We start from the raw sequence: 21,148 nt of genomic DNA, 5'->3' as shown, positions 1-21,148 counted from the left end.
GTACGTTAGTTGGCCACAACGGGTTTGTACAGCGTGGCGGCCTGCGCTTTTTTCTGGAGTAGAATCTGCGGGTCGGCCGTAAACGCTTTAAAATTTTCGGCGCTGACCTGCCCCGGATAAGGCGCGTAATAATGATTGGGCCGGCCGTTGCGCCAGACCAGCACGTACGATAAACCGGCGTCTTTCACGATGGGCAGCAAGGTGTTGGTCCACCAGTTGGCCGACGGAATGAGTTCGAGTCCGGTTTCAGTGATTGCCCAGACTTTGCCCCGCTCCTGCCCGATGCTCCGTAGCGTCTCTACCATCGTCCGGGTCTCGATCACGAACCGGTTGGTGGTGTCTTTCGGCGACGGGCGGTGGTAGATATCAAAGCCAACAAGGTCAACATAATCGTCGCCCGGATAGCGTTCCATGTAGTCGTCGCGCGAACTGAACTTGTCGGTCGAGTAAGCGTAGATCAGGTTGTGTACCTTTTTCTTCCGAAAATAATCGACGGTAAAGCGCCACAGCTTAACGTACTCGGCGGGCGAACAATGGCCGCGCCCCCACCAGAACCAGGAACCGGTATGTTCATGGAACGGGCGGACTATCAGGGGAATAGCTTCGCCATTCGGGCCTTTCATGCTTTTCAGGTACGTTGCCGCCTTCTTCAGCCACGACTTGTAACGGCGCATCGCCTTCCGGTCATCAAACAGGTGACGGATGGTTGAGTCCTGTTTATCCCAGCTTGTTTTCAGAGGATCGACCGGGTTGTTCAAATGCCAGCTAAACGTGTTCACGCCACCCTGCGCGTAGACCTGCTGCACATACTGCCGCTGCTTCTCGAACGGAACGCCGTCGATCTGGTTGAGGCTATCAAATTCAATCCGGGCCATATCCCAGCCAAACACCGCCGGGTATTCGCCAACTACATCCCGCACATCTGACCGACCGGGTTCGTATTTCCAGTTTACCCCGTAGGCAAGGTCATCCTGATGGCCAAACATCACCCCCTGTTTCGACACTCGTTTCAGGTTGGCGTACAGTGCTTTGGTTTCCGCTGTGGCTTTGGTATCAATTTGAGCGTTGGCAGTCAGGTAACTTGTCAAGCCAGTGAGCCAGACAACCAGCATCATGAAAGCACGCCTCGCCAGGTGCCTGAGTAGTGTTGACATGGAAGAATAAAAGGAGGTTTTCATATCGTTGCGGCCACCCAGGCGTTGCTTCCTTACCCGTTGGCCTGTAGAATCACTGGTAAGATTAGTTTAAACAAAACTATAGCAAATAGGCCTCCTATATATAGTACTTTTTTATCCTGGTTTCGACCCAAAACGATGATAATTTAAAATAATTAGAAGATTATTAGCGACAAATCCAATATTTACGGTACTTTTCTGTGCTCCAATACCAAGTATTCCGTTTAAACTACCTTACTTGGTCGTATGCTGGTATAGTACTTTTTTAGCCCCCGTCAGCGCCTATATTTACTCTTTATTGATTACGAACGAACGTAAATTCCCAGACAGATGAGTACTATTTATCGTGAAATAACTCCGCTTACGCAAAGCGACTGTTTTACACTGTTCCATCGCACAGATAAGGTGTTCGACTTTCCATTGCATAATCATGATGAATATGAGCTTAATTTTTTAGCCAATACGAAGGGCGCAAAACGGATCATGGGCGATCACACGGCCCTCACCGACGACCTTGATCTGGTACTGGTGGGCAGTAACCTTCCCCACGGCTGGTTTGACCCAAACAGAAGCTGCCAGCACGTTCGGGAAGTAACCATTCAGTTTCACCGAACGCTATTCGATGAGAAACTACTTCAGCGAAATCAGCTAAGTTTTATTCGGGCGCTGTTGGAGCGTTCGGCCAAAGGCATTCTGTTTTCGCAGGAAACAGCCGCCGCCATCCGGCCCCGCCTCGAAGCATTGACCCAGAAAAATGGCTTCGATTCCGTGCTCGAGCTGATGTCGATTCTGCATGACCTGTCTACTTCACGGAATATGCGGACGCTCTCGAATACGGCCTTCACCAATGAGCAGATCAACTATAATAGCCGCCGGATCGAGAAAGCGTTTGCCTTCATGCACGAAAGTTTTGATAAGGAAATTTCGCTGGCCGACGTAGCTAAGCTGGTGAATATGAGCGAAGTGTCGTTTAGCCGGTTCATCAAGAAACGAACGGGCAAGACGTTCATCGAAAGTCTGAACGAGATTCGGCTTGGGCAGGCATCACGCCTGTTGATCGATACTACGCACACCATTACCGAAGTGGCGTATAAATGCGGCTTCAATAATATATCGTATTTCAACCGTGTGTTTCGGAGTAAGAATGGCTGTACGCCCCGCGAATTCCGCCAGAATTATTCGGGCACGAGGGTGTTTATCTAACGCCACTCACAGGAAGTTAACCGTCTCATCCCAGATTCGACACTAGCAGCGCAATGAAAAAATGGCAACAACGTCTACTGCTTCTTATAAGCCTGGGGCTGTTCCTATTAGTGCTCGTCACTCAAGGACGTAAAGAAACTCCATTTTCGCGGCGTATTTACCAGCAATACAAGAAGCCTTTCATCGATGCAGAGCTAAACGGTGTAATTATCGACGTTAGGTCTAAAGCCTCAGATCTGGAGAACATAGTTTATTGGCGAAATGCGAAGGAAATCATTTACCGAGATTTACAAACAGCTGGTGAAAGTCGCTATGAAGTAGACTGGAATGAGCCAGTGCATGTAGGCGATACCATTCGGAAAGAAAAGGGACAAAACGGGTTTTCATTGTTTAGGTTAAATGGACGAGTCTACCAATCAGATCGGTAGAAGGCAGCTCTCCCCTGATTCACCTTTTTTCAAAATGTGACAGCCTAACACCGTATTCGCTAGCTAAATAAATCCGCTAGCGAATACGATGCAGACTGCAAATTAGACCTACACCAGCTTGGCTTTCAGGAATTTAGTCGTCCGTTCCCAGGCTAGTTTGGCGGCAGCTTCATTGTAGCGGGTTGGTGCCGTGTCGTTATTGAAAGCATGCTGGGCACCTTCGTACACGTAGAGTTCGTAGGGTACGCCAGCGGCTTTCAGAGCCGCTTCATAGGCCGGAATGCCGGCGTTGACGCGCTCATCGAGGCCACCATAATGGAGTTGCACGGCCGCTTTGATCCTGGGTACGTCGGCGGCTTCGGGTTGGCGACCGTAGAACGGAACGGCGGCTTTCAGGTCCGGTACGTGAACGGCGAGTTGATTCGCCATAGCCCCGCCCCAGCAGAAGCCAACGCAGCCTACCTTCCCGGTACTTTCCGGGTACGTCTTCAGGTAATCCACCGCCTTCACGAAGTTGTTGCGCGTTGTGGTGGCATCGAGTTTCCCGAACAGTTCACGCATCTGCGTCTCGTCGGTTGGTGTACCACCTGCTCCCGAAAGTGCGTCGGGAGCCATAGCCACGAATCCGGCCAGGGCCATGCGCCGGGTGATATCTTCAATATGCGGGTTGAGCCCCCGGTTCTCGTGAATGACAACAACGGCGGGGTATTTGCCAGCCGCCGCCGGACGGGCCAGGTACCCTTTCATGGTTATGCCATCGCCCGGGTACGTGATCGACTCCGTTTTTATCCGGTCATCGTTGTGGGGAACGGTGGCGGCCTGCGCGTAATTCACCTCCAGCAAGGGCAACACCGACAGAGCAGCGGCCATACTGCCCGTTAATTTGGCCAGGCGTTTGAGAAAGTCGTCGCGTTTAAGCGGTTTGTGGGTGTACTCGTCGAACAGATTAATAATGCGCTGATCCATAATTGGTTTTTTAGACTGATTGACTTGATAAGTTGACTAGTCGGGTACGTCTGTCGTGAGCCAGACTACTTTTTGTTCCGATTCATGCGGCTGGCTGATTACGTTGGCGTATAGGTCGGGGCGACGGGCATTCCGATAGCGAGTCCCGCCCGCGAGTTTGAGTTTTTCGGGCGTACAGGTAGCCGTAACGACTTCGTTACCCAACTGGCGGCATTCGGTCAGAACATCGCCGAACGGATCCAGAATCATCGAGCAGCCGTTTTTAAGCTGGTCTTCGTCCATACCGATCGGGTTCGAGAACACCACGTAAATGCCATTATCGTAGGCGCGGGCGGGAAGCCACTTCATGAGCCAGGCGCGGCCTTTCAACCCGTCGAATTCCAGCCGGAGCGACGTGGGATCATTCTCCCGATTGGCCCACAACGCCGGGTCGGCAAACCCCGCGCCGGGCCGGGTTGAGGGCGTCATCATGGTGACGTGCGGCATGAAAATAATGTCGGCCCCCAGCAACGCTGTAGCCCGCACGTTCTCGACGATGTTGTTGTCGTAACAGATCAGAATACCGCATTTCCAGCCAAACAGGTCGAACACGACATACTCATTGCCGGGCCGGATGTGCGGATTGATGAACGGATGCAGCTTACGAAATTTAGCCACCAGTCCGTCTTTATCGACGCATACGTAGGCCTTAAAAAGCTGGTTGTCCCGGTCTTTTTCAAACAGACCAGCCAGCACAACGATGTCATGCTCGTGGGCAATCTGCCGGAGTGCTTCTATGCTTTCTCCTTCAGGAATGTATTCGGCAATGGCCAGCATCTGCTCTTTAGTGAGGTGCCGCGCAAAGGTGTAGCCTGTAACTGAACACTCATGAAAGGCCACCACCTGCGCGCCCTGCCGGGCAGCCTCACCAGCCAGTTGCCGAATGATAGCCAGATTGGCCGCTTTGTTGCCACTGGCATTCTCAAACTGGGCGGTAGCGATTTTCAGATTTTGCATAAGACCAGACAACGTACCTGGAGTAGATCGAGATCAAAAGGAGGAAACAAACACAGGCTACCGTGCAAGACGACAAAAAAGCATCGATGCCAATCCGTTTCGCTTATTTTTGGCCAAAGTAATCAACCGAAACGATGCGTAAATTCCTCCTTTTCTTCATCAGCCTTCCCTTTTTCGCCAACGCCCAGCATTCGTTGAAAGGCGATCCGTTTGCCCATACGTTTTCCATTGTTGCCCGCGACGAAAAAACGGGCGATCTGGCCGTTGGCGTTCAAAGTCACTGGTTTTCGGTAGGTACGTCGGTATCGTGGGGCGAAGCGGGCGTGGGCGTTGTAGCCACCCAGTCGTTCACCAACAAATCGTTTGGTATCCGGGGTTTGCAACTGCTCAAGGAAGGCAAAACAGCTCAGGAAGCACTTGATGAATTATTGCGTACCGATGAAGGCCGCGAAGTTCGGCAGGTAGCCATTGCTGATGCGAAGGGAAACGTGGCGGTACATACAGGCAGTAAATGCATCGACTTTGCGGGTCACAAAAAAGGCGCGACTTATTCGGTGCAAGCCAATATGATGCTCAACAACACCGTACCCGATGCGATGGCGGCCGCTTACGAAACGAACAAGGCCCTGCCCCTGCCTGAGCGGGTACTCAGTGCGCTCAATGCAGCGCAGGCGGCCGGTGGCGACATTCGCGGCCGACAATCAGCGGTGTTACTGGTGGTGAAAGGTAAAGCAACCGATGCCCCCTGGGACGATAACCACCTGATTGACCTGCGCATAGATGATGCCGAACAGCCGCTTCCTGAAATGGCACGCCTGCTACGTACCCACCGCGCTTATGAATTCATGAACAACGGCGATCTGGCCACGGAAAAGAACGATATGAAAGCGGCGATGGAATCATATGGCGCGGCGATGAAGCTGTTTCCGAAGAACCTGGAGATGCAGTATTGGACGGCCATCGCCCTGGCCAACACCAAACAGGTCCCCAAAGCCGCCGGGATGCTACGCGGTATTTACGCTCAGGACGCCAACTGGCGCGAACTCACCCGCCGCCTGCCCAAAGTTGGGCTCTTGACGGTATCGCAAGCCGAGCTGGCGCAGTTGGTGAAGTAACCCGGACTTCAGTCCGTTTTTTTTATAATCAAAAAAACGGACTGAAGTCCGGGCTACATTAACGCCCCATCCAGCCACCGTCGACAGTGAGGATGGTGCCGTGAACGTAGCTGGCCGCTTCTGATGCCAGAAAAACGACCGGCCCTTTGAAATCATCGGATTCGCCCCAGCGGGCAGCAGGAATGCGGGACAGGATTGACTGGCTGCGGTCGGGGTCGGCGCGCAGGGCTTCAGTGTTGTCAGTTGAAATATAGCCGGGCGCAATGGCATTGACGTTGACGCCTTTCGAGGCCCATTCGTTGGCGAATGCTTTTACCATACTGCCAATTGCGCCTTTGCTGGCGGCATAGCCAGGTACGTTGATGCCGCCCTGGAATGTGAGCAGCGAGGCCGTAAAAATAACCTTGCCACTCCCCCGCTCCAGCATTCGTTTACCAATTTCACGCGTCAGAATAAAGGGCGCATGCTGATTAACGGCGATTACTTCGTCCCAATATGCGTCTGAATGTTCAGCGGCTGGCTGGCGTAAGATCGTACCGGCGTTGTTCACCAGAATATCAATCACCGGGTGGTCGGCCTTGACCTGTTCCAGAAACGCATAGAGTGAATCGCGTTGCCCGAAATTGGCCTGGTACGCGTAAAAACGGCGACCCAGCGCTTCAACAGCCTGACCGACGGCGCTTCCTTCGGCTGGCAAATTGGCCGAAACGCCAATGATATCAGCCCCCGCTTCGGCCAGCCCTTCGGCCATTGCCTTCCCGATACCCCGATTACAACCCGTTACCAGAGCGACTTTACCGGCTAATGAAAATGATTGACTTATGTTGGTCATTACAAAGAAAGAGAAAATTAAAGAGTGTGATTTCTTGTGAGAATCAACGTACCTACTTAGGCCATTGCGACAATGGCAAAACGGGTGTTGCAGGGATATTTCCCGCTTTTTCAGGAATTAGCAGAACGGTTAGAGCTGCTTTTGAGTTGGCAGGCACCACTACCTCAAAACCAACCAGGCTAATGCCAGTGTTGGGGTTCTCGTAGCTGCGCGACGGAGTAGTCGGCCAGGTTTTCATCGTCACGCTGGCTGGCTCCTGCACCTGTAAGACGAGCTTTTTGCCATTCCTGGTCAGCTCAACCCGGTTAGTGCCAAGTATATTCACCAACGCCGGTGTGGCCAGTGTCCAACGTACTGTTGTTTCGTTGGGCAGCGTTTCCAGCTCATCACGAACCACAACGTATGACTTGTTCATGATGGCAACACCCCGATTGGCTTTGGCGACCTGTCCGCTATAAACAGGCGTAAGGTCGGTTGTGGCATTCATAAACTGGGGGCTGGCCGATGACGAGGTGATCGACGAATAGCCGTTCACCTGCTGTAATTGCCCGTTGATTGTCAAGGTGTTGTGCGCCTGGTTATTGTAGCGAAAAACAGTCCAGCGTTCTGAGTTTTGCGTCATGCCCCACAGTTTAACGCCGTTAACTTCCAGTGCGTTGTACTCTTCCATGCCCATGTCCATTGCCCAGCGAACGCCGTCGGCATCCATCACAAACGAGCCTACATCCATATGGCCGTGGTTCACGCCGGGCGAGCCCGTTTTGACACCCACATAAATAGCGTCCGGATCAGTCCAGGATGAGCGCAGCATGGCAACCGGATTTTTACCGCCGCCCACCCAAACCGTAGAAGCAGGCGCTTTGATCTTGTCGAGGCTGAGGCCCGCGCTCCAGATCATGACGGCCGGAATCAGGCGATTTTTGACATGCCTTGAGGCTGGCGCACTCGTCAGGCGGCGACGTTCTTCAACCAGCAGCGACGGGTCGTTCAGTTTATTGGCAAACCAGAACATGGCGGGTTGTAATTCGCCGAACCCGCCCGAATCAGAAAAGTTGAACGGAACGCCAGTCGGACCGGTCATATTCTCCATGAAACCCGCCGTTTTCATAAACCCAGTGGACTTCGTGAGGCCAAAATCACTGCCAAACGCTTTCTCGAGGGCGCTGATCATCATAACGTTGAAGCCGGTTCCGTAGCCCCAGTAGCCGTAGCCTTCCTGATAGGCGCCGTCGGGTTTATAATCATCCATCGGTAGTTTCACCGTCGTTATGGCGCGGTTAATCAGGGTGCGGGCCAGTTCTGGCTGATCTTCGTAAATAGCCATTGCCCCGTAGGCAATCCCTGCATTACAGACCTGATTCCAGTTATGGGTAGCCGTTAACCAGCCGTTATTTTTCGGATCGAGCGAAGGGTTGAGTCCTTTCTTCAGGATGGCTTCGCGGATGGTCGCCCGCGATGTCGTCGGCAGGCCATCGTACAACCAATCATACCCAATGGCGACGGCCATGGTCATTTCGGCCACGTCCAGAAAGTGCGACGGATTCCAGTCGGTGAAGGCGGAAACGGCCAGCAATTCCTGTTCGGCCCGCTTCAGGTACGTTGGCTGTTGGGTGAGTCGCCAGGCATAGGACAGCGTAAAAATGCGGCGCAGCGCTTCGCGTGAAATGGACAGCAAACGTCGCCCGGTCATTTCCCGTTCAAGCAAGGGCGTCTTGCTGATCAGGTTAGCCTCATCCAGAATCGCCTGGTGCATGCTGGCCCAGGTGGAGTCGCCTTTGATCGTCTTCCGAATAGCTTGTTCCTCCCCCTTTAGCAGTAAAATACGGGGATGTCCCGGCAGCTTTGTATTGGCTGTCAATGGGTTGGTCTGGCCAATTGCAGACAAGCTACACGTCACTACGATTAGAAGCAACAACAGGCGATTCAGGTTCATAACGAAGGTAATGAGGTGGCAGAGTTAGCTTCTCTTTTTGCGCAGGGCTTCGTAGCGCAGAAGGGCTTCGAGGTAATAGTAGTCAGCGTAGACCAGCGGTACGTCAACCTCGCTTTTGGCGGGTTTATGTCCCACGCAGTGCTTGATAATGAAGTGGTTGTTCTCGCCCACAGCAGCCCGGTACGTTGGGCTCGACAGGCTTTGCAACATTTGTTCAGCCGCCTTCACGTACGTCTTCGCCGCAGGGACGCCATACGTACTCAGTTCGAGGAGAGCCGATGCGGTGATGGCGGCCGCCGATGCGTCGCGCTCTTCGTTCGGAATCTGGGGCGCGTTGAAATCCCAGTATGGAATCTTGTCGGCGGGCAGGTTCGGATGATTCAGGTAAAAATCGGCGATGCGCTGGGCCTGAACCAGGTACTTCTTGTCTTTCGTTTCGCGGTACATGACCGTGTACCCATACAGGCCCCAGGCTTGTCCCCGTGCCCAGGCCGATGCGTCGGCGTATCCCTGCGCCGTTTTTTTGGCGGCAACCGTGCCATCGGGGTTGTAGCAAATCACGTGGAAGCTGCTGCCGTCGGGCCGGTAATGGTTTTTCAGCGTATTGTCGGCATGGATAATGGCGATGTCTCTCAGCCGTTTGTCTCCCCCATTTTTAGCCGCCCAAAACAGCAGTTCCAGGTTCATCATGTTGTCGATGATCACCGGGTAGTCATAGGTCTGAAACTTATTCCACGACTTGATAAGGCCTACTTTCGGATCAAATCGGGTGGCCAGTGACTTGGCGGCGGTGAGCATGATGGGCTTATAAGCCTCGTTTTTGGTGAGGCGGTAGCCGTTGCCAAATGGGCAGTAGATCATGAAACCCAGATCGTGCGTGCCCGTATTGTACTGCTCTTTCGCCACGGCCATTGTCCATTGCTGAGCGGCCTGTTTCCAGCGCGCACTGCTGGTTTCTTCAAACAGATACCAGAGCGAGCCGCCAAAAAAACCGCTGCACCACCAGCCCGAATTCATATCGCGGGGGCTGCCGTCGGGGTTGGTTGACTGCGGAAATTTAGTGGTGTCGGGATGTGCTTTCAACATGCCTTCATACTGCTGGGTAGCCAGCGCAAAAGCACCTTTTACATCAATGGGTGACTGTGACTGGGCCGGCGCCAGCCGGGCCAGCAACAACAGGGCAAGTAGGGTAGTGTAACGGATCATTATCGAAGCGAAGAAATTGGTGCAAAATCCATGTCGGCAAAGTCGAGATTTTCACCGGCCATGCCCCAGATGAATGAATACGAAGCGGTGCCGCAGCCTGAATGAATAGACCAGGGCGGCGACAGAATGGCCTGGTGATTGGCCACAATCAGGTGGCGCGTTTCGTCGGGCGGCCCCATCAGGTGAATCACGCGGTGTTCGGCAGGTACGTCGAAATATAGGTACGTCTCCATGCGGCGGTCGTGTACGTGGGCAGGCATCGTGTTCCAGACGCTACCTGATTCAAGAACAGTCAGGCCCATCACCAACTGACAACTGGCCAGACCATTAGCGTGAATATATTTGTAGATGGTGCGTTCATTGGCAGTTTCTGGTGCGCCGAGTTTCGTCGGGTTAGCGTCCTCTTTAGCCAGCTTTGCCGTTGGGTAAACGGCGTGAGCGGGGGCCGACATCAGAAAAAAGCGCGCCGGATTGGCCGCCTCATCGCTTTGAAAAGAGACGTCGCGGCAGCCCTTCCCAATATAGAGGCCGTTGAGTTTAGTAAGCGGATAAGCCGTGCCATCTACTGTTACCGACCCGGCGCCGCCAACGTTGATTATTCCCAGTTCGCGTCGTTCGAGGAAGTAAGCCGACTTGAGGTTATCATACGTGGGCAGCGCGACCGGCACCTGAACCGGCAATACGCCGCCTACAATCACGCGGTCGTAGTGCGTGTAGACAGCCTGTACCTGATCGGGCTCAAATATGGAGTCGATCAGGAAGTTAGCGCGTAAGCCTTCGGTGGTAGCCCGTTGCATGTCTGGCAGACCAACAGCGTGTCGAATGGGTAATGAATGAGGTGTTACAGTCATGAATACGTGTAGGGCTTTTCTTGGAAAAGTTAAATTTTGATTATGCAATAGCGACCGCTTTATGAAGTAGTGCCAGTGGTAAGCAGGCCGCCTTTCGCTTACTTTATTGATAAATTAGGGGAAAGTCGCTGATGCGACCAAGTCAAAATGGAGACTTACGGCAATTAACTACCTGCAAACGTTTGCGGAAACCTTTGCATTTAACGTATTTTCACGAAATAGTTGACTTTTTCAGTTGTTATGCTGCTTTCACGACAGTTCTCCCGACCAAGTCAATTAGTTAGTGAATTAATGCCGTCAGCTCAGAAAAGTACTACTTGACTAACTAGCTTATGAGAAGCGCGCCTGTTACTATAAAAGATATTGCCCGGGCATTAAACATCTCGATCTCTACCGTTTCGCGGGCGCTTCGGGGAATGCCTGAGATTCACGCCGATACCAGGGCGGCGGTGATGCGATTGGCTGAAGAACTGGATTATCAACCCAATCAATTGGCGAAAAATCTGCTCAAGAGCCGAACCCGGACTATTGGCGTCATCGTGCCGAACCTGAGCTACTACTACTTTTCGGCCATGCTTAACAGCATCGAAGAAGCCGCCATGCAGGCTGGTTATAGCGTGCTGGTCTGCCAGTCCAACGAGTCGTATCTGCGCGAAGCAACCCACATCCAGAACTTGCTCCGCAGTCAGGTGGAAGGGTTTATTATTTCGTTGTCGCGCGATACGGATAATTGTGAACACGTCGAACGTCTGGTTCGGAAGGGCGTACCGGTGGTGCTCTTCGACCGGTATTCCGATACGATTGCCGCCGACAAAGTGATTGTAAACAACCATGATGCGGCCTTCAACGCCACCATGCACCTGCTCAATAACGGGTGTCAGCGCTTGGCTGTCCTGGCTGGCCCACCCCAATTGCTGATCAGCAACGAACGGCTGGCCGGTTATCGGGCCGCATTGGCGAGCGCGGGCATTGCCGAAAATAAAGCCTACGTGCTGCATTGCGATTTCACGCCCGAACGTACCCGTCTGCAAACGACGGCGCTGATGAAGCTACCTGAACCACCCGATGGCCTTCTGACAATCAGCGACCGGATCGCATTTACAGCCCTGTTTGCGCTGAAAGAACGGGGCGTACGCGTTCCCGACGACCTATTGGTGGTGAGTTTCAACAACGAACCCCTCTGCGATTTCCTGAGCCCTTCACTCAGCAGCGTAAGCCAGCCCATTCAGGAGATGGGTATGGAAACCGTTCGGCTATTGCTCCGGCAAATTGAAGCGACCGATACGGACACCTACGTACCTGAAACGAAAGTGATGGGTACCGAGCTGGTCATTCGGGAATCATCACAAAAGCGGTGACAGGGAGCTACGCCCGGTGAATGAATGTCGCTATTCAGCCTATGAACCTACTGTTGTTTAAAAGGTAAACCACTATAAATCAGACGACGAAGCATTGCAGACGCATCTTTTAGCGCTTATGGTTGGTAACTTTGGGGCAGTCTTGTCTCTATCAACGATAAGTTTGTCTACGCAAATGAGTAAAGAACATAGAATTGGCCCATTGCTTTTTCTGGCTTATCTGTGTTTGCCCAATAGCCCATTTGGCCAGGCTGGTCTGCCAGTGGTCACGTCAACGTATGAAAAACACACTACTTCTTTTATTGATCTGTTCAAGTATTTATACTTATGGTCAGACGCCCGATTCTGTCAAAACGCCCCATCCATCCGACTCTCTGAAAGCTGGCTCGATTGACTCGTCAGCAACGTACCTGACTGTTCCTAAATCGATTTCGGCCACCCGGTCGGCAACCAACGCGAGTGGCCGGATCAGCGGCGCGCTGCGCGAAGGGGACTTGAATAAACCCGTGGAGTTTGCCACTGTTGCCCTTTATAATCCGCTGACGAACAAGCCTATTGGTGGTACCACAACCGATGATCAGGGCAAGTTCACCATCAGTAATGTGGCACCAGGTACGTATCGGATTACGGCCAGTTTCATGGGCTTCGAAACAAAAACCATTGATAACGTGATCGTTACTCCTAACGCACTCCCTATTCTGCTGGGCGTTATCACGATGCGAACGGATAGCCGGACCCTCAATGAAGTGGTTGTCACGAGCGAAAAAGCCCTGATTGAAGATAAAGATGACCGGCTGGTTTACAATGCCGAAAAAGACCTCACCAACGTGGGCAGCACCGCTATCGACGTGTTGAAAAAAGTACCGCTGCTCACCGTCGACCCCGACGGAACGGTACAGTTGAAAGGCAGCAGCAGCATTAAGGTGCTGATCAACGGAAAACCGTCGAGTATCATGGCACGGAGCATTAGTGAAGCCCTTCAGATGATTCCGGGTGAACTGATCAAATCGGTTGAAGTAATCACGGCACCCTCAGCCAAATATGACTCAGAAGGCACGGCCGGGGTGATTAACATCATCACCAAGAGCAAGTTGCAGGGCATGACCGGCGGGCTTACCGGAACGGCCGGTAACCGGCGAAACAACCTGGGTGGTAACTTCAACATGAAACGCGATAAGCTCAGTGTCACCGCTTTCGGTGGCCAAAACTGGACCAACTCCTTTGGCAGTTCGGAAAACGTGCGCCGTAACCTGCGGAATGGCGAGGTCTCGAGCGTGATTGCGCAAACCAACTCGTTTCAGAATCAGGGACAGTCGTTATTCAGCTCATTCAGTGTGGATTACGACCTTGACTCAACTAATCGGGTTGGCGTCGATGCTAATTTCGGGGGTGATAATCGGACGACCAATTCCATCCGGGATACCCGGCAGACCGTCGACACGACCAAAGCGTTTCGGCGTTATACCGACAGCAAAAGTAAGAACAGCAACATGGACATGAACTTCAACTACACGAAGCTGTTCAAACGCAGTTCCGACCAGGAATTTAATTTTCTGGCTCAGTATAACCAGAACGACGGGCTGAGCGGCTACACGCTAAACCAGTATCCGCTGCCCGAAAACGGAGTGGTCAACTACCGGGAGCAGAACCGCAACGAGAGCAGCCAGAATGAGTTGACCCTGCAAACGGACTACTCACATCCCTTTTCAACCACCAAGCAACGCCTGCTCGAAGTAGGCTCGAAGTACATCAGGCGCGATGTAAGCAGTGATTTTCGGCTGGAAAACTCGCCCGATGGCGCACTTGAGTTTCGGGAAGATCCTCGCCGGGCCAACATCTTCAGTTACCAGCAGGCCGTCTGGTCGTCCTACGCTTCGTTCCGCCTGCGCACCACCAACCGATGGAGTTTCAACCTGGGAGGACGCTACGAGAAGACCATGATCGATGCCGATTTCAAATCGACCAACACGGCATTCAGCGATAACTACACCAATTTTCTGCCAAACGTGAGCGTATCGAAACGGTTTGGCAAAGACCAGCGGGTACGTTTAAACTACAGCCAACGCATTCAGCGTCCGTCGATTACGTTCCTGAACCCGTATGTCAATTCGATTGACCCGAAGAACCTGCAATCGGGCAACCCCTTCCTTGACCCTGAACTGGCGCATTCGGTGGAAGGGTCGTATAGTACGTTTTTGACGGGAGGCACCACGATCAATCTAATGGTTTTTGGTCGCCAGACAAACAACGCCATCGAGCGGATCACGACGGTCGATTCCACGGGCATATCGACCAGCACGTACCGCAACATTGCCAGCAACGCTACCTACGGCACCAACCTGTTTGGCTCGACCAAACCCACCAAAGGCTGGAACCTGAGTGGATCTATTGCCCTGAACTACAACATATTGAACAGTACAGCCCTGCGTATCAGTAACCGGAACTGGAGTTATCAACTGAACCTGAATACGTCGTACCAACTCCCCAAAAACGCCAGTCTTCAGGCCAACGCCTCGTATACATCGCGCCGCATACAATTGCAGGGTCAATCGACAGGCTATTTTTACTACAGTTTATCGGCCCGTAAAGAGATCAAACCGCAAAATATTACGCTGACCGCTACCTGCGAAAACCCGTTCAGGCTCTATAATATTGTAGAAAGCCAGTTGCGTACGGCCACCTTTACATCGGACGGCACCAACTACACGGTCATCCGAAACATCCGCCTGACGGTAAACTGGCGGTTTGGCAAAATGAGTGCATCCCCAAAGCGGGAAAAGAAGAAGGTGTCCAACGATGATAAAAAGTCGGAATAGCTGATCGATTCTTCAGGTACGTTGTCTGGCCTGCTGGCTTTCTGTTGGTTACGCCATTTCTCCGAGATATGACCTAACTGCCATAAAGCCAGCAGACTCTTTCTTCCAGTCTACTCGCTCAAGCCATAGCCCTGCTGAATCATCGTAAAAAACTCTTCATTGCTGATGGCCTTCCACTGGGCATACAGGCGTTTGGCATCATCGCCGGCAACGTACCTGAGTTGATCCAACCCATCAGTAGCAGCCGTATAAATGACTTCGGCGATCTGTTCGCCCGTCGAATAATTACCGCCCCGTTTGCCAAAGGCGGCAAATACCTTCTGGAGGTACTCATCATACACGCTGGCTCCCTCCATCGTCTGTTTTAGCGAACGCGTAGCAAAATCCGTAACGACCCCACCCGGAGCCACCACTTTGACCCGGATATTGAAGGGGCTCAGTTCAAACTTCAACGATTCTGACAACCCATCGAGGCCAAATTTAGTGGCGTGGTAGATCGAGTTGAACGGCAGCCCAACCAGCCCGCCAATCGACGTCACGTTGATGATGGTACCGCCGCCCGTTTCCCGGAAGTGGGGCGTCAGTGCCTTGATTGTCCTCATCGCTCCAAAGAGATTAGTCTGGAACTGCTCCATAATCTTTTCTTCAGAAGCTGTTTCAAGCGGACCAACCAGCCCGTAGCCGGCATTGTTGAGGAGCACGTCAACACGCGGCCAATCCTGCAACACCTGCAAAACAGCCTGATCAACGCTGGCAGATTGCGTAACGTCCAGCGTATACAGTTTGATGGTCGGATACTGAGTGAGTTCTGTTTCTTTCTCTGGATGCCGCATGGTGGCGGCCACGTTCCAGCCCCGCTGGGCGAATAAAATTGCGGCAGCTTTACCAATCCCGGACGAGGCACCGGTAATAAAAATGACTTTGCTCATAGTGTTTTTTCAGCACTTGCTTTAGCTCACAACCCCGGAAGTACGCCTTCTGTTTGCCCAGCCAAAACTAGTACGAATAGCCTGCATGCGGCCGGTCGGCTCAATGCGATTTATACTTAGATAATTTAACCAGACCAGTAGCCTGTCCAGCTCAAAAAAGTGGACGTTTCCCTGCTTACTCACTTTTAATAACGCTCATATCCCTGAAAACGGAAAATTTACGAAAACGATGTAGTTGCAGTATTAAGCGGATAAATTGGGAATTATAGGGATTACCCTAGTCTTGAGCAAGTAGATTCTGGTAAAAGGTAAACTTTTGCCACGAATAGTGAATAAATCCTAATCGCAAGTTCATCTCGATTTAACTCTATGTTAAAACATTACCCTTCCAATCTATGATCTCGAACAACTCTTATGCGCCGAAGTATCGGCGGCTATTAGCCTGGACCTGCTTATGGTTATGCAGTCTGTGTGCCCTTCCTGCCCTTGCGCAGGATCGTTTTGTATCCGGTCGTGTTAGCGACGAACAAATCTCTTTACCAGGTGTAACTGTTACCGTAAAAGGAAGTACACGTGGTACAACTACTGATGCTGAAGGGGCCTACCGCATCAATGTTCCCAATGACAAGGCAGTTCTGGTTTTCTCTTCGGTGGGCTTTACCTCGCAGGAGCTTGTTGTGGGCAATCGCAGCACTATCAACGTAACGCTGGCCAACGATGAGCGGGCACTGAATGAAGTAGTGGTGGTTGGTTATGGTACCTTGAAAAAGAGCCAGACAACGGGTGCCATCTCATCAATTACACCCAAGCAAATCACGGAGCAGCCCATCACCAACATTGGTCAGGCCATGCAGGGTCGGGTAGCGGGTGTAGACGTAGCGCAGTCGGGTAGTCGGCCAGGGTCCGTACCAACGATCCGGATTAGGGGCCGCCGCTCGTTCAATGCTGGAAATGACCCGCTGTATGTAGTGGATGGTATTCCACTATCGGCTGGTTACGAAGACATCAACCCAAATGATGTTGGTTCGATGGAGATTTTGAAAGATGCCACGGCAACAGCCATTTATGGGGCCAGAGGTGCCAATGGTGTTGTACTGGTTACCACGAAACGCGGTAGTCAGAATGGCAAAACAACGATCAGCTACGATAACTACGCGGGTGTTACCGATGCACTGGATAAAGTGCACCTTTTCAGTGGGCCTGAATTTACCGAATATGTGCGGGAAGCCTACCGAACAACGAACAACTACAAAGATGCCGCCGGAAACCCAGTTCCTACGGGCGTAACCGATGCCTATGCCGATTCGAAAGTGGCGGTATTAGGTGGTGATCCAAACGTTGCCGCGGGTCTTGCCGCCAACCGCAATACAGACTGGCAGTCATTGATTCTGAAGCAGGGTTTTCAGCAGAACCACTCACTGGGTATCCAGGGCGGTACGGATAAAACCCAGTTCTACATTTCGGCAGGTTACTTTAAAGATGAGGGGATCATGCCTGGTCTGGACTTTACCCGCTACTCGCTCCGGGCCAATGTTGACCATCAGGTTAATAAGGCCCTCCGTGTTGGTATCTCTACGTACATGATGTACAATGTCCGCAATGGAGAAGGCCTGAATCCGTACAACTTCACCCTTCAGCAAAATCCACTTGGCCGGCCCTACGACGATAACGGAAACCTGATTTTCTCACCAACCAACGATGCGTTGTTAACCAATCCGCTGGCTGAAGTTGTACCGGGTGCACAGATTGAAGAACGGAAAAAATACCGGATATTCAACAGCATCTATGCCGAAGTAAAAATCCTTGATGGCCTGAAATATCGGGTCAACTTCGGTCCTGACTTTACCATTAACCGGTATGGTCGCTTTATTGGCGCCCAGACCAACGCACGTAAAGGAGGTGATCCCCAGGCACAAACAGCCAGCGCATTCGGCTTTAACTACACGCTGGAAAACGTAGTGACCTACAATAAGAAAATTGGCGATCATAATTTTGGCGTTACGGGTCTATGGTCGGTTCAGCGCGATAATTTTGAGCAGAATAACATCTCCGTTCAGGGTGTTCCGGCCGAATCGCAGCAGTTCTACAATGAAGGCAACGCCAGTTCAGTACTGGGTGTGGGCAGTGGGCTGACGCAGTGGACGATCAACTCGTATATGGGTCGTATCAACTACGACTATAAGGACAAATACCTGGTAACAGCCACGATTCGTCGCGATGGATCGAGCCGGTTCGGTGTCAATACCAAGTACGGTAACTTCCCGGGCATTGCCCTGGGCTGGAATATCAGCAACGAAGATTTCATGAAAGGCTCTACCTGGGTTGACCTGCTGAAATTACGGGCTAGCCGGGGATCGGTTGGTAACCAGGGGGTTGCTCCGTACCAAACGCAGGGATTGCTTGACCGGACGGTCTATGCCTGGGGCAATAACCCAGCCTATGGCTACCGCCCCAACACGATCGGTAACCCTGATCTGAAATGGGAAACGTCGACCACCACCAACATTGGGTTGGATTTCAGCCTGTGGCGTGGCCGCGTAACGGGTGCCATCGAAGCGTACCTGACCAATACAACCGACCTGCTGCTGTCTGACCTGCTGCCAACCTCGATTGGTTTCAACGCGGTAACCCGGAATATCGGCGAAACGCAAAATAAAGGTATTGAACTGAGCGTGTCGACAGTGAACGTAAACAAGGGCGGTTTCAAATGGAGTTCTGACTTCGTTTTCTCGAAAAACACAGAAGCCATTATCTCGCTCTTCAACGGACCGGTCGACGATGTAGGCAACAAACGCTTCATCGGCTACCCACTCACCGAGTTCTATGACTACAAGAAAGCGGGTATCTGGCAGACCAGCGAAGCCGACGCTGCCAAGTCATATCAGAGTGCCGTTGGTCAGATTAAAGTACAAGACAACAATGGGCGCGACGATAAAGGCAACCTGACGGGTATGCCCGATGGTAAAATCACGGCCGATGACCGGGTTTTCCTGGGCTCTGATATTCCTACCTGGAGCGGTGGTGTGACAAACCGGTTCAACTACAAAGGTTTTGATTTGAGCTTCTTTATTTACGCTCGTATTGGTCAGACTATTCTGAGCGGTTTCCACCGGGACAACAACCAGTTGGCCGGTCGTTACCAGCAGATCAAGGTTGATTACTGGACACCAAACAACCCAACGAACGAATTCCCGCGGCCAAACTCCAGCCAGGAATTTCCGGTCTACAACTCAGCTATCATCTATTTCGATGGTTCGTTTGTGAAGGTGCGGAACATCAACTTCGGGTACACCTTCCCAACCAGCATCACCTCGAAGCTCCGCATTCAGTCGCTGCGTCTGTTCAGCAGCATTCAGCAGCCGTTCATCTTCTCGTCATATCGATCGAAATACAACGGTGTCGATCCGGAAACAAGCGATGGAACGGTCAGCAATGGCGTAACGCCGGCAACCCGGGTGATGACCTTCGGTTTAAACGTCAAATTCTAAACTCGGCTGTATTGCCTGATGTGTTTATAAACAGCTTAAGTTTCAAAAACCATGAAATCAACATTTTCACATAAATCACTCCGGGTCCTTGCCCTTGCCGCACTGATGCTTAGCGGTCAGGCCTGTAAGGATATTCTGGATGAAAAAGTAGTCTCTGCCATTGGCAACGATTATATCAATACGCCAAAAGGGTTTGAAGATGCCAGCAAAGCAGCCTACTCCTCGCTGAGGAACTTCTACGGATCAGAGCGCGGCCTGACCCTGACCGAGTACGGTACGGACATTTACACAACCGGGGCAGATGGCAGCTACAAAGGGTTTCACTTCTATGATACCCAGATGAATAGCTTTGTTGATATCCTTCAGCAGACTTGGGAGGAGTTATACAAGGGTATCAACACCTGCAATGCGGTTATTAGCCGGGCGCCCGCTGCTACAGTCTCAGACGCGATCAAGAAATCACGCGTGGCTGAAATGAAATTTTTGCGGGCGCATTACTACTTCATTCTCGTGCAGCAATGGGGTGGTGTTGATCTGCGGCTAACTGAAACGCTGGGGCCAACAAAATCAACAAAACGGGCATCAGAAACGGATATCTACAAGCAGATCACGGCCGACCTGGAATCGGCTCTGCCCGACCTGGATACAAAAATCAGAGCAACTGACTACGGCCGGGCTACCAAAGGCGCAGCGGAGCATTTGCTGGCTCGTGTATATCTGACAAAAGCCACCTCTACGGCTAAGGCTACTGATGATTATGCCAAGGCAGCCACCTACGCACAAAGCGTGATTGCCAACTACGGCTATAAATTGCTGCCTGATTTTGCCAGTGTATTTGTTCAGGGGGCAGGCGAAATCAGCGATGAGGTTATCTTTTCTGTTCAGTATACGTCAGATCCATTGACCAACATCAACTCGGCCAATACAAACAACGGCGACGGTAATAAGCTCCACCTGTACTTCGGGATGCAGTATGATGTACAGCCTGGCATGAAACGGGATATCGCCGGCGACCGGCCGTTCAAGCGGCTACGTCCAACAACGTATCTACTTGAAACCGTTTTCAAAGAACGGGTCAATGACTCTCGCTACAAAAAGACGTATAAAGACACGTGGTTGAGTAACAACCCCGGCGCAAACCTGAATACTTCTTTTGACAACAGTAAGGATAAGATAACCCTAAAAGCGGGAGACACAGCCATTTATATTCCAGGCGTTGAATGGACAAAGGCACAACGGGCGGCAAAGCCGTATCAGGTACTGGTACCCAGCGCATATACCGCTGCGTTGTTCCCAACGCTCCAGAAATTCCTTGACCCACTTCGCCCAGATTTAACCTACGAGCAGGGTAGCCGGGATTACCTGGCGTTCCGTCTGGCTGAAACGTACCTGATTCTGGCTGAAGCTCAGTTCAAGCAGGGCAAAACAACTGAAGCCGTAGCCGCTATCAACGCAGTACGTCGCCGGGCTGCCTATCCTGGAAAAGAGTCAGCTATGGAAATCACAGCGGCTCAGTTAGACATGGAAATGATTATGCAGGAACGTGCGCGTGAGCTGGCTGGCGAACAAACGCGCTGGATGGATCTGAAACGCTGGGGCAATCTGGTGGAGCGGGTTAAACTGTACAACCCCGATGCTGCAGCCAACGTGAAAGACATTCACAACCTGCGCCCGATTCCACAAACCCAGATCGACCGGACCGAGAAAGCCGCTGATGGCAGCCCTGGTTTCGCGCAAAATCCAGGATTTTAAGTTGGTTACTGGTTGATTAGATACTGGTTATTAGTGGCTTCGCTCAGGTACGTTAGGCAGCAGAGCCACTAATAACCAGTAACCAATCAACCAATAACCA

General features: G+C 52.0%; 15 protein-coding genes. 7 read left to right on the top strand and 8 right to left on the bottom strand.

What is annotated here, in order from left to right; genetic code table 11:
- Positions 1–5 precede the first annotated feature (5 nt).
- The gene (locus ACFE8Q_RS10195) at positions 6–1,154 is read right to left on the bottom strand and encodes a glycoside hydrolase family 26 protein (RefSeq protein ID WP_375445284.1); all 1,149 of its coding nucleotides are present in this window, start codon (positions 1,152–1,154) and stop codon (positions 6–8) included.
- Positions 1,155–1,505: 351 nt separating this feature from the next.
- Between ACFE8Q_RS10195 and ACFE8Q_RS10190 the strand changes: the two genes are divergently transcribed.
- A complete protein-coding gene (locus ACFE8Q_RS10190; RefSeq protein WP_375445283.1) occupies positions 1,506–2,378 on the top strand; it encodes an AraC family transcriptional regulator in 873 nt (290 codons plus the stop codon).
- 53 nt (positions 2,379–2,431) lie between these two features.
- Entirely contained in the window at positions 2,432–2,806 is a 375-nt protein-coding gene (locus ACFE8Q_RS10185; RefSeq protein ID WP_375445282.1) for a hypothetical protein, read from the top strand.
- Positions 2,807–2,914: 108 nt separating this feature from the next.
- Here the strand turns inward: ACFE8Q_RS10185 and ACFE8Q_RS10180 are convergent, their stop codons facing one another.
- Together ACFE8Q_RS10180 and ACFE8Q_RS10175 are read right to left on the bottom strand one after the other, a co-directional pair.
- Complete coding sequence (locus tag ACFE8Q_RS10180; protein ID WP_375445281.1) at positions 2,915–3,772, bottom strand: dienelactone hydrolase family protein; 858 nt, start codon at positions 3,770–3,772, stop codon at positions 2,915–2,917.
- Between the two features lie 36 nt (positions 3,773–3,808).
- Positions 3,809–4,768 (bottom strand): nitrilase family protein, encoded by a 960-nt coding sequence (locus ACFE8Q_RS10175; RefSeq protein WP_375445280.1) that lies wholly within the window; start codon positions 4,766–4,768, stop codon positions 3,809–3,811.
- 134 nt (positions 4,769–4,902) lie between these two features.
- Here ACFE8Q_RS10175 and ACFE8Q_RS10170 point away from each other — a divergent pair, with 134 nt between their 5' ends.
- Entirely contained in the window at positions 4,903–5,883 is a 981-nt protein-coding gene (locus ACFE8Q_RS10170; protein WP_375445279.1) for a DUF1028 domain-containing protein, read from the top strand.
- Between the two features lie 58 nt (positions 5,884–5,941).
- On the opposite strand, the gene ACFE8Q_RS10165 is transcribed toward ACFE8Q_RS10170, so the two are convergent.
- The 4 genes from ACFE8Q_RS10165 to kduI all read right to left on the bottom strand — a co-directional run bounded on the left by ACFE8Q_RS10165 (position 5,942) and on the right by kduI (position 10,705).
- Positions 5,942–6,706, bottom strand: coding sequence for an SDR family NAD(P)-dependent oxidoreductase (locus tag ACFE8Q_RS10165; RefSeq protein ID WP_375445952.1), 765 nt, complete (start codon positions 6,704–6,706; stop codon positions 5,942–5,944).
- A gap of 61 nt (positions 6,707–6,767) precedes the next feature.
- A complete protein-coding gene (locus ACFE8Q_RS10160; RefSeq protein ID WP_375445278.1) occupies positions 6,768–8,648 on the bottom strand; it encodes a heparinase II/III family protein in 1,881 nt (626 codons plus the stop codon).
- A 24-nt stretch (positions 8,649–8,672) separates the two neighbouring features.
- The gene (locus ACFE8Q_RS10155; RefSeq protein ID WP_375445277.1) at positions 8,673–9,854 is read right to left on the bottom strand and encodes a glycoside hydrolase family 88 protein; all 1,182 of its coding nucleotides are present in this window, start codon (positions 9,852–9,854) and stop codon (positions 8,673–8,675) included.
- Complete coding sequence (gene kduI / locus ACFE8Q_RS10150; protein ID WP_375445276.1) at positions 9,854–10,705, bottom strand: 5-dehydro-4-deoxy-D-glucuronate isomerase; 852 nt, start codon at positions 10,703–10,705, stop codon at positions 9,854–9,856. Before kduI ends, ACFE8Q_RS10155 begins: the two co-directional genes overlap by 1 nt.
- Before the next feature lie 332 nt (positions 10,706–11,037).
- On the opposite strand from kduI, the gene ACFE8Q_RS10145 reads away from it, so the two are divergent.
- Both ACFE8Q_RS10145 and ACFE8Q_RS10140 read left to right on the top strand, forming a co-directional pair.
- A complete protein-coding gene (locus tag ACFE8Q_RS10145) occupies positions 11,038–12,063 on the top strand; it encodes a LacI family DNA-binding transcriptional regulator (protein ID WP_375445275.1) in 1,026 nt (341 codons plus the stop codon).
- A gap of 278 nt (positions 12,064–12,341) precedes the next feature.
- A complete protein-coding gene (locus ACFE8Q_RS10140; RefSeq protein ID WP_375445274.1) occupies positions 12,342–14,879 on the top strand; it encodes a TonB-dependent receptor domain-containing protein in 2,538 nt (845 codons plus the stop codon).
- A 110-nt stretch (positions 14,880–14,989) separates the two neighbouring features.
- Here the strand turns inward: ACFE8Q_RS10140 and ACFE8Q_RS10135 are convergent, their stop codons facing one another.
- Entirely contained in the window at positions 14,990–15,808 is an 819-nt protein-coding gene (locus ACFE8Q_RS10135; protein WP_375445273.1) for an SDR family oxidoreductase, read from the bottom strand.
- Between the two features lie 395 nt (positions 15,809–16,203).
- Here ACFE8Q_RS10135 and ACFE8Q_RS10130 point away from each other — a divergent pair, with 395 nt between their 5' ends.
- Both ACFE8Q_RS10130 and ACFE8Q_RS10125 read left to right on the top strand, forming a co-directional pair.
- The gene (locus ACFE8Q_RS10130) at positions 16,204–19,296 is read left to right on the top strand and encodes a SusC/RagA family TonB-linked outer membrane protein (RefSeq protein WP_375445272.1); all 3,093 of its coding nucleotides are present in this window, start codon (positions 16,204–16,206) and stop codon (positions 19,294–19,296) included.
- Between the two features lie 51 nt (positions 19,297–19,347).
- Positions 19,348–21,048 carry a RagB/SusD family nutrient uptake outer membrane protein gene (locus ACFE8Q_RS10125; protein ID WP_375445271.1) on the top strand — a complete coding sequence of 567 codons (1,701 nt, stop codon included), beginning with the start codon at positions 19,348–19,350 and terminating at the stop codon, positions 21,046–21,048.
- The last annotated feature ends 100 nt before the right edge of the window (positions 21,049–21,148 follow it).

Source organism: uncultured Fibrella sp. (assembly GCF_964250085.1).
GTDB lineage: Bacteria > Bacteroidota > Bacteroidia > Cytophagales > Spirosomataceae > Fibrella.
This window is presented reverse-complemented; position numbering and strand designations above follow the sequence as displayed.